This is a genomic window from Enterobacter sp. RHBSTW-00175 (assembly GCF_013927005.1).
Taxonomy (GTDB): Bacteria; Pseudomonadota; Gammaproteobacteria; order Enterobacterales; family Enterobacteriaceae; genus Enterobacter.
Genome location: NZ_CP055930.1, coordinates 4,475,918 through 4,490,870, shown reverse-complemented (window position 1 = coordinate 4,490,870; position 14,953 = coordinate 4,475,918). Strand labels below are relative to the sequence as shown.

The window sequence follows — 14,953 nt, the reverse complement described above, 5'->3', positions numbered from 1 at the left end:
CCAGAAAAGAGTGCGACCATGATTGATACAAGCCTTCCTTTAACTGATATTCATCGTCACCTTGACGGTAACATTCGTGCCCAAACCATTCTCGATCTTGGCCGCCAGTTCAATTTAACTCTTCCTGCTCAAACACTTGAAACCTTGATCCCACACGTTCAGGTCACGTCGAATGAACCGGATCTGGTCAGCTTCCTGAGCAAGCTCGACTGGGGCGTGAAGATGCTGGCCTCCCTCGATGCCTGCCGCCGTGTTGCTTTCGAGAATATTGAAGATGCCGCGCGTAACGGCCTGCACTATGTCGAACTGCGTTTTTCACCAGGCTACATGGCGATGACCCACAACCTGCCAGTGGCTGGCGTGGTTGAAGCGGTGATTGCAGGTGTGCGTGATGGCTGCAAGGCCTTCGACGTACAGGCCCGCCTGATTGGTATTATGAGCCGCACGTTCGGTGAAGCGGCCTGCTTGCAGGAGCTGGAAGCGCTGCTCGCGCACCGGGATCAGATAACGGCCATTGACCTGGCGGGCGATGAACTTGGCTTCCCTGGCAGCCTGTTCCTCTCCCACTTCAACCGCGCACGTGATGCCGGCTGGCATATCACCGTCCATGCTGGCGAAGCCGCAGGCCCGGAAAGCATCTGGCAGGCTATCCGCGAGCTGGGGGCTGAGCGTATTGGTCACGGTGTAAAAGCTGTTGAAGATCGCGCCCTGATGGATTTCCTTGCAGAACAGCGCATCGGGATCGAATCCTGCCTGACGTCCAACATCCAGACCAGCACCGTGCCAACGCTTGCGCAGCATCCGCTGAAAACCTTCCTGGAGCATGGCGTGCTGGCATCGCTGAACACTGATGATCCGGCGGTACAGGGTGTCGATATTATTCACGAGTATACCGTTGCGGCACCGCAGGCAGGTCTGAGCCGCGAACAGATCCGCCAGGCACAGATTAACGGGCTGGAAATTGCCTTCTTAACGCCTGCGGAGAAACAGGCGCTTAAAGATAAAGTGGCCCGCGGTTAAGCCATTTGCCGGGTGGCGATACGTTTACCACCCGGCCCTTAACATTTATGCCAGACAAAGCGTTGCGCGATGTTTGGCAGATTCCATCCCCAACTCAATCAGTTCCATAATCTGAATGGCCTGGCTTGCCGGAACCGGATTTTCCCCCGTCCCATTTAGCGCATCGCGGATCCCCGCATAATAAGCCGGGTAGTTACCGGGCATCGTCAGTAAGGTTTCCTGAACCTGCTCCTCTCCTTCGAAACGCGTTAACACGCCATCGCGCATATCATAACCCCAGTCTTCCTGCGGCAAACGCTCGCCATTTTTGAGACGATCTTCTTGCGGATCAAGGCCAAACTTCACGTAGCTGCCACGCGTGCCGTGGATGATATACCGTGCAGATTCTGCTGCCGCCAGCATGGTGGCGTGCAGGACAATGCGCCGCTGCGGATAACTTAACACTGCGTGAAAGTAGTCTGTTGTCTGCGCTCCGGGCCTTAGCTGGGCTAGATCGACAGTCAGGCTCACCGGCAAACCAAACAGATACACTGCCTGATCGAGCAAATGCGGCCCTAAGTCATACCAGATACCACTGCCGGGCCCAGCCTGCTCGCGCCAGCGGTCACGCACCTGAGGACGAAACCGGTCAAAGTGAGACTCGAAATACGCAATTTCGCCGAGCGCGCCTTCGCTTATCAGAGATTTAACCGTTAAAAAATCACTGTCCCAGCGGCGGTTATGAAATACCGACAGCAACCGGCCCGCACTTTTTGCCTGCGCATCCAGCTCTCTCGCTTGTGACAACGTCACAGTAAAGGGTTTATCCACCACCACATGTTTACCCGCTTCCATCGCGGCCTTTGCCAGCGGAAAGTGGGTATCGTTTGGGGTTGGGATCACAATCAAATCAATATCAGGATTGTTAAAAAGATGCTTTGGCTCAGAAACAACAGGAACCGTCGGCCAGTCGGCATGGACTTTTGCCGCATCGCTGCTTGAAATCACAGCCAGTTCCATTCCTGGAGTCCCGGCAATCAGAGGAGCGTGAAATGTTTTACTCGCGTACCCATAACCAATAAGCCCGACACGGATGTTGTCATTCATATAGTTACCCTCGCAGATGATGTTCTTATTTCACACTGGCTATTCTGAAGTCTGAACAGATTAATAATGTGCGATATGACTTAAAATAGCATCCTGTGTTGGTTATTTTTGTTACATAGATTTAACCTGCTGATTTTCTTTAGGGAAACCGTTCCCAAAGCGCTTGCCGTGGCGAATGTTGCGCTGTAACATTTGCAATCTGTATTTATGGATAAATTACAAACACGAATCATGACGTCAATAATTAATCGAATCATTGAATTAGCGGGATGGATTGTCCTTGGAGTTTCGGTTGTGCTGCTGGGTGTTGCCAGCCATATCGATAACTACCAGCCGCCGGAGCCTGTCACAGTCGCACAACCGAAATAACCTCAATGCGGTAATAAAGAGTGACATATTATGTCAGTTTCATATTGCCAGCCGTGTTGAAGAGGGTTAACCTTCTCATCCAGGCATCGTCTGATGCCTGAATCATTCAGCAAAGAAAACTCCTAATTTAGTCGCATTACCTGAGTGGGCTGTTTACGTCTTTATTAATCCGTTTATTATTCGAACGAATTACCTTCACTGGTATTACTCACTTTTATATGGAAACTCATTAATATGACAGTTCAGGACTATTTATTAAAATTTCGCAAGATCAATTCGCTTGAGAGCCTGGAAAAACTGTTTGACCATCTGAACTACACGCTGTCGGATAATCAGGAAATCATCAATATGTATCGTGCAGCCGATCACCGCCGTGCAGAGCTCGTCTCTGGTGGCCGGTTGTTCAATGTTGGCGAAGTCCCTAAGTCTGTATGGCGTTACGTACTATAAGAAAGTAGCCATCCGCGCGAAATGTTATATACTCTGCGCCCTGCAAATTGGCTATATAACGTTTCGCGCAGACTTATGGGAGAGAACATGACCGCATCGCCTGGAGAAAAAATCGGAGGCTGGTTAATCGCCCCGCTGGCATGGCTGCTGGTTGCATTATTAAGCGCATCTCTGGCGCTTCTGCTCTATACCACCGCACTGATTACCCCTCATGCGATCCAGACCCTGATGTCCCAGAGTGCAGGCAAGATTGCGCTGTGGTTTGCGTCTTTCGTCTTTGCGATAGCCATGTGGTATTACACGCTATGGCTGACCATCGCCTTTTTTAAGCGCCGTCAAAGTGTGCCTAAACACTACATTATCTGGCTGCTTATCTCTGTGCTGCTGGCGGTGAAAGCCTTTGCTTTCTCGCCCGTATCTGATGCACTGGCCGTTCGTCAGCTGCTCTTTCCGCTGCTGGCGGCATCACTGTTGGTCCCTTATTTCAAACGCTCGTCGCGCGTGAAAAAAACCTTTGTGAACCCGTAATAACCTTACAGTTATCCTGTTGTCGCCTGTTCTGGTTTATCAGATAATAGGCGGCTTTTTTTATTTCAGGCTGAATAATGACCGATTACTTACTGCTCTTTGTCGGAACTGTGCTGGTTAACAACTTCGTACTGGTGAAGTTCCTTGGCCTATGCCCGTTTATGGGTGTGTCCAAAAAACTGGAAACAGCAATGGGCATGGGGCTGGCGACAACCTTCGTCATGACGCTGGCGTCTATTTGCGCCTGGTGGATTGATACCTGGATACTCATCCCGCTGGGTTTAACCTATCTGCGTACGCTGGCCTTTATCCTGGTTATCGCGGTGGTGGTGCAATTTACCGAAATGGTGGTGCGTAAGACCAGCCCGGCGCTTTATCGCCTGCTGGGCATCTTCCTGCCGCTCATTACCACCAACTGCGCCGTACTGGGCGTGGCATTGCTGAACATCAACCTCGGGCATAATTTCATGCAATCGGCACTGTATGGTTTCTCCGCAGCAGTCGGTTTCTCTCTGGTCATGGTGCTGTTTGCCTCTATTCGTGAGCGCCTGGCGGCAGCGGATATCCCTGCGCCGTTTCGCGGAAATGCCATTGCGCTGGTTACCGCAGGTTTAATGTCTCTGGCCTTTATGGGCTTTAGTGGTCTGGTGAAGTTGTAATGAATGCTATCTGGATTGCCATCGCATCTATCAGCGTGCTGGGATTAGTGTTTGGCGTCATTCTGGGTTATGCCTCCCGCCGCTTTGCGGTTGAGGACGATCCGGTTGTTGAAAAAATTGATGAGCTTCTGCCGCAAAGTCAGTGTGGGCAGTGCGGCTATCCTGGCTGCCGCCCTTATGCAGAGGCTGTTGGTGTGCAGGGTGAGAAAATCAACCGTTGTGCGCCAGGTGGCGAAGCGGTAATGCTGAAAATCGCCGCGCTGCTTAACGTTGATCCGCAGCCTGCTGATGGCGATGCAGATGTGCAGGAGCCCGTTCGCGTATTGGCTGTTATCGACGAAGCAAACTGTATTGGCTGCACCAAATGTATTCAGGCGTGTCCTGTCGACGCCATTGTCGGCGCAACCCGCGCTATGCACACCGTTGTGGCGGATTTGTGCACCGGCTGTAACCTCTGCGTCGCGCCTTGCCCGACGCAATGTATCGAGTTACGTCCGGTCGAAACGACTACCGATAGCTGGAAGTGGGATCTTCAGACCATTCCGGTTCGCATCATTCCTGTGGAACAACATGCTTAAGTTATTTTCTGCTTTCAGAAAAGAGAAGATTTGGGACTTTGATGGTGGCATTCATCCGCCAGAAATGAAAACCCAGTCTAACGGCACCCCGCTGCGTCAAATTCCGCTGGCGACCCGCTACGTTATGCCACTAAAACAGCATATTGGCGCTGAGGGTGAGCTGTGCGTGAAAGAAGGCGATATCGTGCTGCGCGGCCAGCCGCTGACCTTTGGTCGCGGACGTATGCTGCCTGTTCACGCGCCGACGTCCGGTAAAGTGGTGTCGATTGCGCCGCACACCGTTGCGCATCCTTCTGCGCTCACTGAGCTGAGCGTCATTATTGACGCTGACGGCGAGGACCGCTGGATCGATCGCGATGGCTGGAGCGACTACACTGCCCATAGCCGCGATGCGCTCATCGAACGTATTCATCAGTTTGGCGTGGCCGGTCTTGGCGGCGCAGGCTTCCCGACGGGAAGCAAACTGCGTGGCGGCGGCGACAAAATCCAGACCTTAATTATCAACGCTGCGGAATGTGAACCTTATATTACCGCGGATGACCGTCTGATGCAGGATTGCGCGGCACAGGTCGTGGAAGGCATTCGTATCCTCGCACACATTCTGCAACCACGCGAAGTGCTGATCGGCATTGAAGATAACAAACCGCAGGCGATTTCCATGCTGCGTGCGGTGTTGGCAGGCAGCCACGACATTGGTTTGCGCGTTATCCCAACCAAGTACCCTTCCGGTGGTGCAAAGCAGCTGACGCAAATTTTGACCGGCAAACAGGTTCCGCACGGCGGGCGTTCGTCTGATATTGGCGTGCTGATGCAAAACGTGGGCACCGCCTATGCGGTGAAACGTGCGGTTGTTGACGGTGAGCCGCTGACCGAACGTGTTGTCACCCTGACCGGTGAATCGGTTTCTCGCCCTGGGAACGTCTGGGCGCGTTTAGGGACACCGGTGCGTCACCTGCTGGAACAGGCCGGTTTTTGTTGCGGCAGTGAACAGATGGTGATTATGGGCGGCCCGCTGATGGGCTTTACTCTGCCGTGGCTGGATGTCCCGGTCGTTAAAATTACTAACTGCCTGCTCGCCCCTTCTGCCACAGAGATGGGTGAAGAGCAGGAAGAAAAAGGCTGTATTCGCTGTAGCGCCTGTGCTGACGCCTGCCCGGCGGATCTTCTTCCCCAGCAACTGTACTGGTACAGCAAAGGCCAGCAGCACGATAAAGCCACAGCACACAATCTTACCGACTGCATAGAATGTGGTGCCTGTGCCTGGGTGTGCCCGAGCAATATCCCACTGGTGCAGTATTTCCGCCAGGAGAAGGCCGAAATTTACGCCATCTCGATGGAAGAGAAACGTGCCGCCGAAGCAAAAGCCCGTTTTGAAGCACGTCAGGCACGTCTTGAGCGTGAGAAAGCGGCTCGCCAGGAGCGCCATAAACAAGCGGCCGTGCAACCCGCTGAGAAAGATCAGGATGCGATCAATGCCGCCCTGGCGCGGGTTCGTGAGAAAAAAGCCTCGGCTGCGCAGCCGGTAGTGATCCCGGCGGGAACAAAACCGGATAACAGTGAAGCGATTGCCGCGCGTGAAGCACGCAAGGCAGAGGCCCGTGCTCGTCAGGCGGAAAAAGCGCAAAACGCACAGCCGGAAACAGCTGTTGACCCGCGCAAAGCGGCCGTAGAAGCAGCCATTGCCCGGGCAAAATCACGCAAAGCAGAACAGCAGGACGTTGTGGTGGTGCCAGAAGCGCCCGTTGACCCGCGAAAAGCCGCTGTTGAAGCCGCTATCGCCCGGGCCAAAGCACGCAAAGCAGAACAACACATACAACATGCAGAGCCTGAAGCCCCTGTAGATCCGCGTAAGGCGGCTGTAGAAGCCGCCATCGCCCGGGCCAAAGCCCGTAAAGCGGCACAGCAGGAAGAGCAGCCTCTGGCTGCAAATGACGATCCACGCAAAGCCGCAGTCGCTGCCGCGATTGCGCGCGTTCAGGCAAAGAAAGCCGCGCAGCAAGCAGTTAACGAGGATTAAATGGTTTTCAGAATCGCAAGTTCCCCTTTCACCCATAACCAGCGCCAGACATCGCGCATTATGATGCTGGTCTGCCTGGCGGCCCTGCCGGGCATCGCCGTGCAGTTTTGGTTTTTCGGCTGGGGAACCCTTTTCCAGTTAGTCCTGGGTTGTGCTACCGCTTTAGCAGCTGAAGCACTGGTGCTGACGCTACGTAAGATGGATGTTACCCGCACCCTCAGCGACAACTCCGCGCTTTTGACTGGCCTGCTGCTGGCCATCAGTATTCCGCCTTTCGCTCCGTGGTGGATGGTGGTGCTGGGCACCGTTTTTGCCGTCATTATCGCAAAACAGCTTTATGGCGGTCTGGGGCATAACCCGTTTAACCCGGCGATGATCGGCTATGTGGTGTTGCTTATCTCTTTCCCGGTGCAGATGACCAGTTGGTTGCCACCACATGACATTGCCGCAACAGTGCCAGGCTTTATGGATGCGCTCCACGTTATTTTCACGGGCCATACAGCGATGGGTGCAGATATGAACGCGCTTCGCATGGGTGTGGATGGCATCAGCCAGGCGACCCCACTTGATACGTTTAAAACCTCACTTCATGCCGGGCATAGCGTTGAGCAGATCATGAAATCGGCCATCTACAACGGCGTACTCGCCGGTGCAGGCTGGCAGTGGGTGAATCTGGCATATCTGCTGGGTGGCGTGTTCCTGCTGTGGCAGAAGGCGATTCGCTGGCATATTCCGGTCAGTTTCCTGGTGACGCTCGCCGTCTGCTCGACCCTGGGCTGGGTGTTTTCTCCTGAATCCCTGGCCAGCCCGCAGATGCCCCTGCTCTCGGGTGCAACCATGCTGGGCGCATTCTTTATTTTAACTGACCCGGTGACCGCATCGACCACCAACCGTGGCCGTTTGATCTTCGGCGCTCTGGCGGGGTTGCTGGTGTGGCTTATCCGCAGCTTTGGCGGCTATCCTGATGGCGTGGCGTTTGCTGTACTGCTCGCCAACATCACCGTTCCGCTTATCGACTACTACACGCGTCCCCGCGTGTACGGCCACCGCTAGGAGCCTGCTATGCTGAAAACGATGCAAAAACACGGCGTCACGCTGGCCATCTTCGCTGCGGTACTGACGGGGCTGACGGCGCTGGTGAATGCGCTGACCAAAACGACCATTGAAGAACAGGCGACGAAGCAACAGAAGGCTCTCTTCGACCAGGTTATCCCGGCGGATTTCTACGACAATGACCTGCAAAAAAGCTGTTTTGTCGTTCAGGCTGCTCCGTTAGGGAAAGGCCCGCACCGGATTTTTATTGCCCGTAAAGGGGATAAAGCCGTCGGTGTCGTGATGGAAGCCACCGCGCCAGACGGTTACTCAGGGGCAATACAGCTGCTGGTCGGCGCTGATTTTTCCGGTACAGTGCTGGGTACGCGTGTGACTCAGCACCACGAAACCCCCGGTCTTGGGGACAAAATTGAGCTGCGCTTAAGCGACTGGATTTTGCATTTCGCCGGTAAAGTGATCCATGGTGAAGATGATACCGCCTTTGCGGTGAAGAAAGATGGCGGTGAATTCGACCAGTTTACCGGCGCCACCATCACCCCGCGTGCGGTAGTCAACGCCGTAAAACGTGCCGGGCTGTATGCCGAAACGCTGCCCGCGCAGATCAACAATCTTCCGGCCTGTGAGGAGTAATCATGAGCCAGGTTAAAGAGGTTATTGTCCAGGGGCTGTGGAAGAACAACTCCGCACTGGTGCAACTACTGGGAATGTGTCCGCTGCTGGCGGTAACATCGACCGCAACCAACGCACTTGGGTTAGGCCTAGCGACAACGCTGGTGCTGACCCTGACCAACCTGTCCATCTCTGCACTTCGCCGCTGGACACCATCAGAAATCCGTATCCCGATTTATGTGATGATCATCGCCTCGGTAGTGAGTATCGTGCAGATGCTGATTAACGCCTACGCGTTTGGTCTGTACCAGTCGCTCGGGATCTTCATTCCGCTTATCGTAACCAACTGTATTGTGGTTGGGCGCGCTGAAGCCTTCGCGGTGAAAAACAGCCCGGCGATGTCTGCGCTGGACGGTTTTTCCATCGGTATGGGCGCCACCTGCGCCATGTTTGTCCTCGGTTCCATCCGTGAAATTCTGGGGAACGGTACGCTGTTTGACGGCGCGGACGCCCTGCTGGGTGGCTGGGCAAAAGCATTGCGCATCGAGGTGTTCCATACGGATACACCGTTCCTGTTGGCCATGCTGCCGCCTGGCGCATTTATTGGCCTTGGCATGATGCTGGCGATAAAATATCTCATTGATGAGAAACGTAAACGCCGCGCCGCTGAGCGCAGCGTGCAGGAAGGGATACCCGAGAAAGCCTCATGAACAAAGAGAAACGCATTGCGATCCTGACGCGGTTGCGGGATGAAAACCCTCATCCGACTACAGAGCTGAACTTTAACTCGCCGTTTGAGCTGCTGATTGCCGTGCTGCTCTCAGCACAGGCTACGGACGTGAGCGTCAATAAAGCCACTGCCCTGCTCTACCCGGTCGCCAACACGCCGCAGGCGATGCTGGAGCTCGGTGTAGAAGGTGTTAAGTCCTATATCAAGACTATCGGTTTGTTCAACAGCAAGGCCGAGAACGTCATTAAGACCTGCCGAATTTTGCTTGAACAACACGGTGGCGAGGTGCCAGAAGATCGCGCGGCGCTCGAGGCGTTACCCGGTGTAGGCCGGAAAACTGCGAACGTTGTGCTTAACACGGCATTTGGCTGGCCAACGATTGCTGTAGATACCCATATCTTCCGTGTTTCTAACCGCACCAACTTCGCCCCCGGTAAAAATGTCGAGCAGGTTGAAGAGAAACTGCTCAAAGTGGTTCCCGCCGAATTTAAGGTTGATTGCCACCACTGGCTTATCCTGCACGGACGTTATACCTGTATTGCGCGCAAACCGCGCTGCGGCTCCTGCATCATTGAAGACCTCTGCGAATTTAAAGAAAAAGTGTATCCCTGACCCCTTTTTCTCTTTCTGACCTCATATCAAATCGTTATGAAAGGAAGGCCTTACTGTGAACCTTCCTTTCGGCCACTTATTGTCCGCATTAGCCATCCTTAACCCTGTCGATTGTTCGGTCATTTAACACTCAAACAGGTTAATTGTTTTTTCATCACCAAAAATTTCTATACATCTGTGATCGAGATCACTCTGATAACTCCATGTTGGATTTTTGTTGTGAAAAGCTGTGTAAACCCTTTGCCAGACAATATTTAACCGATCCTTTACCGCAGATAAGACCAGTCATTTTTCAGAATATGGGCTATATCACTGCCAGTAAGGTCAAATAGCAGAACATATTGCCAAATACGGTCTTTTGGGGGTTTGTGGTAGTGAAAAAAACCAACAATCCTTAACCAATGAAATTTAACGCTGAATAACATTTGAATGAACCGAGTATTATGCCGCATCAGTTATATGTAACAGATTATTACAAACGTATTGCCAGATAGGTCAGGATAGTGAACATTACCCGCCGTTTCCCCTCCCAATATAACTATAAGGCGGATGGACTACGGCCATCACGCTATGAACACCCCCGTTAATATGGGATGTAAAAAAAGAGGTATATGTGTCTACTGCAAACAATAAACCAACAGATGAGAGCATAAGTCTTAACGCTTTCAAACAACCTAAAGCGTTCTATCTCATCTTCTCTATCGAGTTATGGGAGCGTTTTGGTTACTACGGCCTGCAAGGGATCATGGCGGTTTACCTGGTTAAGCAACTGGGTATGTCCGAAGCGGATTCCATCACGCTGTTCTCTTCATTCAGTGCTCTGGTGTACGGTCTGGTCGCTATCGGCGGCTGGCTGGGTGATAAAGTTCTGGGTACCAAACGTGTCATCATGCTGGGCGCAATCGTCCTGGCAGTAGGTTATGCACTGGTTGCATGGTCCGGTCACGATGCGGCTGTGGTCTACATGGGTATGGCGACCATCGCAGTAGGTAACGGTTTGTTCAAAGCGAACCCGTCTTCCCTGCTCTCTACCTGCTACAACAAAGATGACCCGCGTCTGGACGGTGCATTCACCATGTACTACATGTCCGTGAACATCGGTTCCTTCTTCTCTATGCTGGCAACGCCATGGCTGGCCGCGAAATTCGGCTGGAGCGTTGCGTTCTCCCTGTCTGTTGTCGGGATGCTGATCACCGTTGTTAACTTCGCCTTCTGCAAGAAGTGGGTTAAAGACTACGGTTCAAAACCAGACTTCGAACCTGTGCATGTGGGCAAGCTGCTGGCAACCATCGTGGGTGTTGTGATCCTCGCGGCAATCGCCACTTGGCTGCTGCACAACCAGGGCGTGGCACGTGCTGTGCTGGGCGTGGTTGCACTGGGTATCGTCTGCATCTTCGCGAAAGAAGCGTTCGCCATGCAGGGTGCTGCTCGCCGTAAGATGATTGTTGCGTTCATCCTGATGCTGGAAGCGATTATCTTCTTCGTGCTGTACAGCCAGATGCCAACTTCTCTGAACTTCTTCGCTATCCGTAACGTTGAGCACTCCATTCTGGGTATCGCGTTCGAGCCGGAGCAGTATCAGGCCCTGAACCCATTCTGGATCATGATTGGTAGCCCGATTCTGGCCGCTATCTATAACAAGATGGGTGACCGTCTGCCAATGCCGCACAAGTTCGCGATTGGTATGGTGCTGTGCTCTGGCGCGTTCCTGGTACTGCCACTGGGTACCAAATTTGCGACCGATGCAGGTATCGTCTCCGTTAACTGGCTGATCCTGAGCTATGCTCTCCAGTCTATTGGTGAACTGATGATCTCCGGTCTGGGTCTGGCGATGGTTGCTCAGCTGGTCCCACAGCGTCTGATGGGCTTCATCATGGGTAGCTGGTTCCTGACCACTGCCGGTGCAGCGATTATCGCCGGTAAGATTGCTAACCTGATGGCCGTTCCAGAGAACGTGACCGATCCGCTGGTTTCTCTGAACGTCTACGGTACGGTCTTCATGCAGATTGGTATTGCCACCGCAGTTATCGCCGTGCTGATGCTGCTGACTGCGCCTAAACTGAATCGTATGACTCAGGACGACGACAAAACTGCTAAAGCGACCGAAACCGCAACAGCATAATGTCATCGGGGAACGACTGAACAGAAGCCGTTAACTTTGTGTTAGCGGCTTTTTTTTTATTCGTTCGCGCACTAACATAGCTGAAACCTCAGCAAAAAGGAGTTACCGATGAAACTGTTCTACAAACCGGGCGCCTGCTCTCTTGCTTCCCATATTACCCTGCGCGAGAGCGGCAAAGATTTCACGCTGGACGGCGTTGACCTGATGAAAAAACGCCTGGAAAACGGCGATGATTTCTTTGCTATTAACCCGAAGGGACAAGTTCCGGCGCTGCTGCTGGATGACGGTACACTGCTGACGGAAGGCGTTGCCATTATGCAGTTCCTGGCGGATAACGTCCCTGATCGCCAGCTGCTGGCACCGACCGGCAGTATCTCTCGTTATAAGACGCTGGAGTGGATGAACTATATCGCGACCGAGCTGCACAAAGGCTTTACGCCGCTGTTCCGCCCGGACACACCGGAAGAGTACAAACCTACCGTGCGTGCCCTGCTGGAGAAAAAACTTCAGTACATTAATGAGTCGCTGAAAGACGATCAGTGGATTTGTGGCCCGCGTTTCACCATTGCAGATGCCTATCTGTTTACCGTCCTGCGCTGGGCGCGTGCGGTTAAGCTGAACCTGGAAGGGTTAGATCATATTGCATCGTATATGGAGCGGATGGCGGCGCGCCCTGCGGTCGCTGCGGCGCTAAAAGCGGAAGGTTTGAATTAACCGAACGGCCTGTGTTGCCGGGTGGCGCTGACGCTTACCCGGCCTACAAATTCCGTAGGCCCGTGCAAGCGTAGCGCCGCCGGGCGGTGTCTAAAGCTGCGTTGCGCTGAAATAGTGCTCCGGCTTCGCGATACGATCCTGTGCCGCAACCACCTGCAACTCATACTCCTGCATATTTTTCGTCGCCGTCATAATTTCATACACCGCGGCAGTTACATGCTCCAGGGCATCGCGAAGCGTTGCGCCTTGCAGCAATTTCACCAACAGCAGGCCGCTGGTCACATCGCCAACCCCAACCGGCTGACGCACGCCAAAATCAACCAGTGGACGGCTAATATGCCAGGCTTCGTCTTTCGTCACCAGTAGCATCTCAAAACGGTCACGGCTCAGCCCTGCGCGGGCCAGGTGCTTCACCAGTACAATTTCAGGTCCTTGCGCAATCAGCTCGCGAGAGGCGCTCACAGCCTCTTCTACGCTGTTCACAGGATGCTCGCAAAGGATCTCCAGCTCAATCAGGTTTGGTGCAATGATGTCGCTCGCGGGCAGCGCGTGTCGTACGTGAAACTCAGCCACGCCAGGCGCCACGATGCAGCCCTTCTCAGGGTGCCCCATTACCGGATCGCAGAAGAATTTCGCCGCAGGGTTCGCCGCCTTCACCTGACGCACGATACCAAGAATATGTTCGCCCTGCTCTGCTGAGCCCAGATAACCGCTCAACACCGCGTCACAGCGTTTGAGCTGGTCGATATCAGCGATGCCCTGCACAATCTCCGTGAGATGCGAAGGCGGCATCACGCAGCCGGTCCATTTCCCGTACTGGGTATGGTTAGAGAATTGAACGGTATTAAGCGGCCAGACATTGGCACCAAGGCGACGCATCGGGAATTCCGCTGCGCTGTTGCCAGCATGTCCGAATACAACATGGGACTGAATGGCGAGGATATTCTTCATTTTTTGCTTACCACAACCCTGAAAAAACAAAGGGGCGTGGTTTCCCACGCCCCTGCATACTTTTGATTACTTCCAGCACACCAGACAGTAATTCTTCTTACCGCGACGCAACAGCGAGTAGCGGCCATACAGACGATCGCTGTCAACAAAGGTGTATTCAGGATCGGTCTGTTTTTCACCGTTGATGGTAATGGCGTTAGAGGCAATGGTCTTACGAGCCTGACCGCGGGACGGTTGCAGCTCAGAATCCACCAGCGCCTGCATCAGGTCTGCGCCTTTTTCCATCTCAACCATCGGCACGCCATCCTGCGCCAGCTGTTCGAAGTCCGCTTCGCTTAAATCGCTCAGCGTACCGTTAAACAGGCTTGCGGTAATGCGTTTTGCCGCAGCCAGGCCTTCTTCACCGTGAACCAGTTTGGTCACTTCATCAGCCAGAACATACTGCGCACGAGGTGCTGTACCACTGTTTTTGTCTTCTTCTTCCAGCGCATTGATGGCTTCAATGTCCATAAAGGTGAAGAATTTCAGGAAGCGGTAGACGTCAGCATCTGCGGTATTGATCCAGAACTGGTAGAACTTATACGGGCTGGTTTTCTTCGGATCGAGCCAGATTGCGCCACCCTCAGTTTTACCAAACTTGGTGCCATCGGCTTTGGTGATCAGTGGAACCGTCAGGCCGAACACCTGGTTCTGATGCAGACGACGGGTCAGATCGATACCGGAGGTGATGTTACCCCACTGGTCTGAACCGCCAATTTGCAGGGACACGCCGTGCAGTTTGTTCAGGCAGGCGAAGTCATAACCTTGCAGCAGGTTGTAAGAGAACTCGGTGAAAGAGATGCCCTGATCGTCACGGTTCAGACGCTGCTTCACGGCTTCTTTGTTTATCATCTGGTTAACAGAGAAGTGTTTACCGATGTCACGCAGGAAAGTCAGCACGTTCATGCCGCCAAACCAGTCATAGTTGTTCGCGGCAATTGCAGCGTTTTCGCCACAGTTGAAGTCGAGGAAAGGCGCAACCTGTTTGCGGATCTTGTCCACCCACTCCTGCACGGTGTCTTCGGTGTTCAGTTTACGCTCAGCAGCTTTAAAGCTTGGGTCACCAATCAGACCGGTCGCGCCGCCAACCAGTGCAACAGGCGTATGACCTGCCATCTGGAAGCGTTTCAGGCATAACAATGGAACTAGATGCCCCAAATGCAAGCTGTCAGCGGTGGGATCGAAGCCGCAATAGAGCGCGATCGGGCCTTGCGCCAGTCGCTCTGCTAACGCTTCTTCGTCCGTCACCTGGGCCACAAGGCCCCGCTCTTGCAATTGTTTAATCAAGTTACTGCTTGCCATCAAATTCTCCATGTATAAACGACTGCACCTTTGCCGGTACACGACTTTTCGCCTGATGCGAAAGGTACATAGAATAAAGCGCTGGCGCACGTAGCGCTAGCGCTTAAACAACAA

General features: G+C 53.4%; 16 protein-coding genes. 13 read left to right on the top strand and 3 right to left on the bottom strand.

Annotation, left to right across the window (positions count from 1 at the left end; all coding sequences use genetic code 11):
* Positions 1 to 18 precede the first annotated feature (18 nt).
* On the top strand, positions 19 to 1,020 hold the full coding sequence (gene add / locus HV107_RS21750; protein WP_182060793.1) for an adenosine deaminase: 1,002 nt from the start codon (positions 19 to 21) through the stop codon (positions 1,018 to 1,020).
* A gap of 45 nt (positions 1,021 to 1,065) precedes the next feature.
* Here add and HV107_RS21745 read toward each other — a convergent pair whose 3' ends face one another.
* Positions 1,066 to 2,106: an oxidoreductase gene (locus HV107_RS21745; RefSeq protein ID WP_182060792.1), complete on the bottom strand. Its 1,041-nt coding sequence runs from the start codon at positions 2,104 to 2,106 to the stop codon at positions 1,066 to 1,068.
* A gap of 243 nt (positions 2,107 to 2,349) precedes the next feature.
* On the opposite strand from HV107_RS21745, the gene blr reads away from it, so the two are divergent.
* The 12 genes from blr to gstA all read left to right on the top strand — a co-directional run bounded on the left by blr (position 2,350) and on the right by gstA (position 12,547).
* A complete protein-coding gene (gene blr, locus HV107_RS21740; protein ID WP_168162139.1) occupies positions 2,350 to 2,475 on the top strand; it encodes a division septum protein Blr in 126 nt (41 codons plus the stop codon).
* A 234-nt stretch (positions 2,476 to 2,709) separates the two neighbouring features.
* Positions 2,710 to 2,925, top strand: a complete 216-nt coding sequence (gene ydgT, locus HV107_RS21735; RefSeq protein WP_006174966.1) for a transcription modulator YdgT — start codon at positions 2,710 to 2,712, stop codon at positions 2,923 to 2,925.
* Positions 2,926 to 3,012: 87 nt separating this feature from the next.
* Positions 3,013 to 3,453, top strand: coding sequence for a DUF2569 domain-containing protein (locus tag HV107_RS21730; RefSeq protein ID WP_182060791.1), 441 nt, complete (start codon positions 3,013 to 3,015; stop codon positions 3,451 to 3,453).
* Positions 3,454 to 3,530: 77 nt separating this feature from the next.
* A complete protein-coding gene (rsxA, locus tag HV107_RS21725; protein ID WP_008500564.1) occupies positions 3,531 to 4,112 on the top strand; it encodes an electron transport complex subunit RsxA in 582 nt (193 codons plus the stop codon).
* Positions 4,112 to 4,690: an electron transport complex subunit RsxB gene (gene rsxB / locus HV107_RS21720; protein WP_182060790.1), complete on the top strand. Its 579-nt coding sequence runs from the start codon at positions 4,112 to 4,114 to the stop codon at positions 4,688 to 4,690. Before rsxA ends, rsxB begins: the two co-directional genes overlap by 1 nt.
* On the top strand, positions 4,683 to 6,707 hold the full coding sequence (gene rsxC, locus HV107_RS21715) for an electron transport complex subunit RsxC (RefSeq protein ID WP_182060789.1): 2,025 nt from the start codon (positions 4,683 to 4,685) through the stop codon (positions 6,705 to 6,707). The genes rsxB and rsxC overlap by 8 nt, the downstream gene beginning before the upstream one ends.
* Positions 6,708 to 7,760, top strand: a complete 1,053-nt coding sequence (gene rsxD, locus HV107_RS21710; RefSeq protein ID WP_182060788.1) for an electron transport complex subunit RsxD — start codon at positions 6,708 to 6,710, stop codon at positions 7,758 to 7,760.
* 9 nt (positions 7,761 to 7,769) lie between these two features.
* Positions 7,770 to 8,390 (top strand): electron transport complex subunit RsxG, encoded by a 621-nt coding sequence (gene rsxG / locus HV107_RS21705; RefSeq protein WP_182060787.1) that lies wholly within the window; start codon positions 7,770 to 7,772, stop codon positions 8,388 to 8,390.
* A gap of 2 nt (positions 8,391 to 8,392) precedes the next feature.
* On the top strand, positions 8,393 to 9,079 hold the full coding sequence (locus HV107_RS21700; RefSeq protein ID WP_166716823.1) for an electron transport complex subunit E: 687 nt from the start codon (positions 8,393 to 8,395) through the stop codon (positions 9,077 to 9,079).
* Positions 9,076 to 9,711: an endonuclease III gene (gene nth / locus HV107_RS21695; RefSeq protein ID WP_014069985.1), complete on the top strand. Its 636-nt coding sequence runs from the start codon at positions 9,076 to 9,078 to the stop codon at positions 9,709 to 9,711. The genes HV107_RS21700 and nth overlap by 4 nt, the downstream gene beginning before the upstream one ends.
* Before the next feature lie 613 nt (positions 9,712 to 10,324).
* Positions 10,325 to 11,833: a dipeptide/tripeptide permease DtpA gene (gene dtpA / locus HV107_RS21690; protein WP_182060786.1), complete on the top strand. Its 1,509-nt coding sequence runs from the start codon at positions 10,325 to 10,327 to the stop codon at positions 11,831 to 11,833.
* Positions 11,834 to 11,941: 108 nt separating this feature from the next.
* Entirely contained in the window at positions 11,942 to 12,547 is a 606-nt protein-coding gene (gstA, locus tag HV107_RS21685) for a glutathione transferase GstA (protein ID WP_182060785.1), read from the top strand.
* A gap of 90 nt (positions 12,548 to 12,637) precedes the next feature.
* Here the strand turns inward: gstA and pdxY are convergent, their stop codons facing one another.
* Positions 12,638 to 13,498, bottom strand: coding sequence for a pyridoxal kinase PdxY (pdxY, locus tag HV107_RS21680; protein ID WP_182060784.1), 861 nt, complete (start codon positions 13,496 to 13,498; stop codon positions 12,638 to 12,640).
* 66 nt (positions 13,499 to 13,564) lie between these two features.
* On the bottom strand, positions 13,565 to 14,839 hold the full coding sequence (gene tyrS, locus HV107_RS21675) for a tyrosine--tRNA ligase (RefSeq protein WP_182060783.1): 1,275 nt from the start codon (positions 14,837 to 14,839) through the stop codon (positions 13,565 to 13,567).
* Positions 14,840 to 14,953 lie beyond the last annotated feature (114 nt).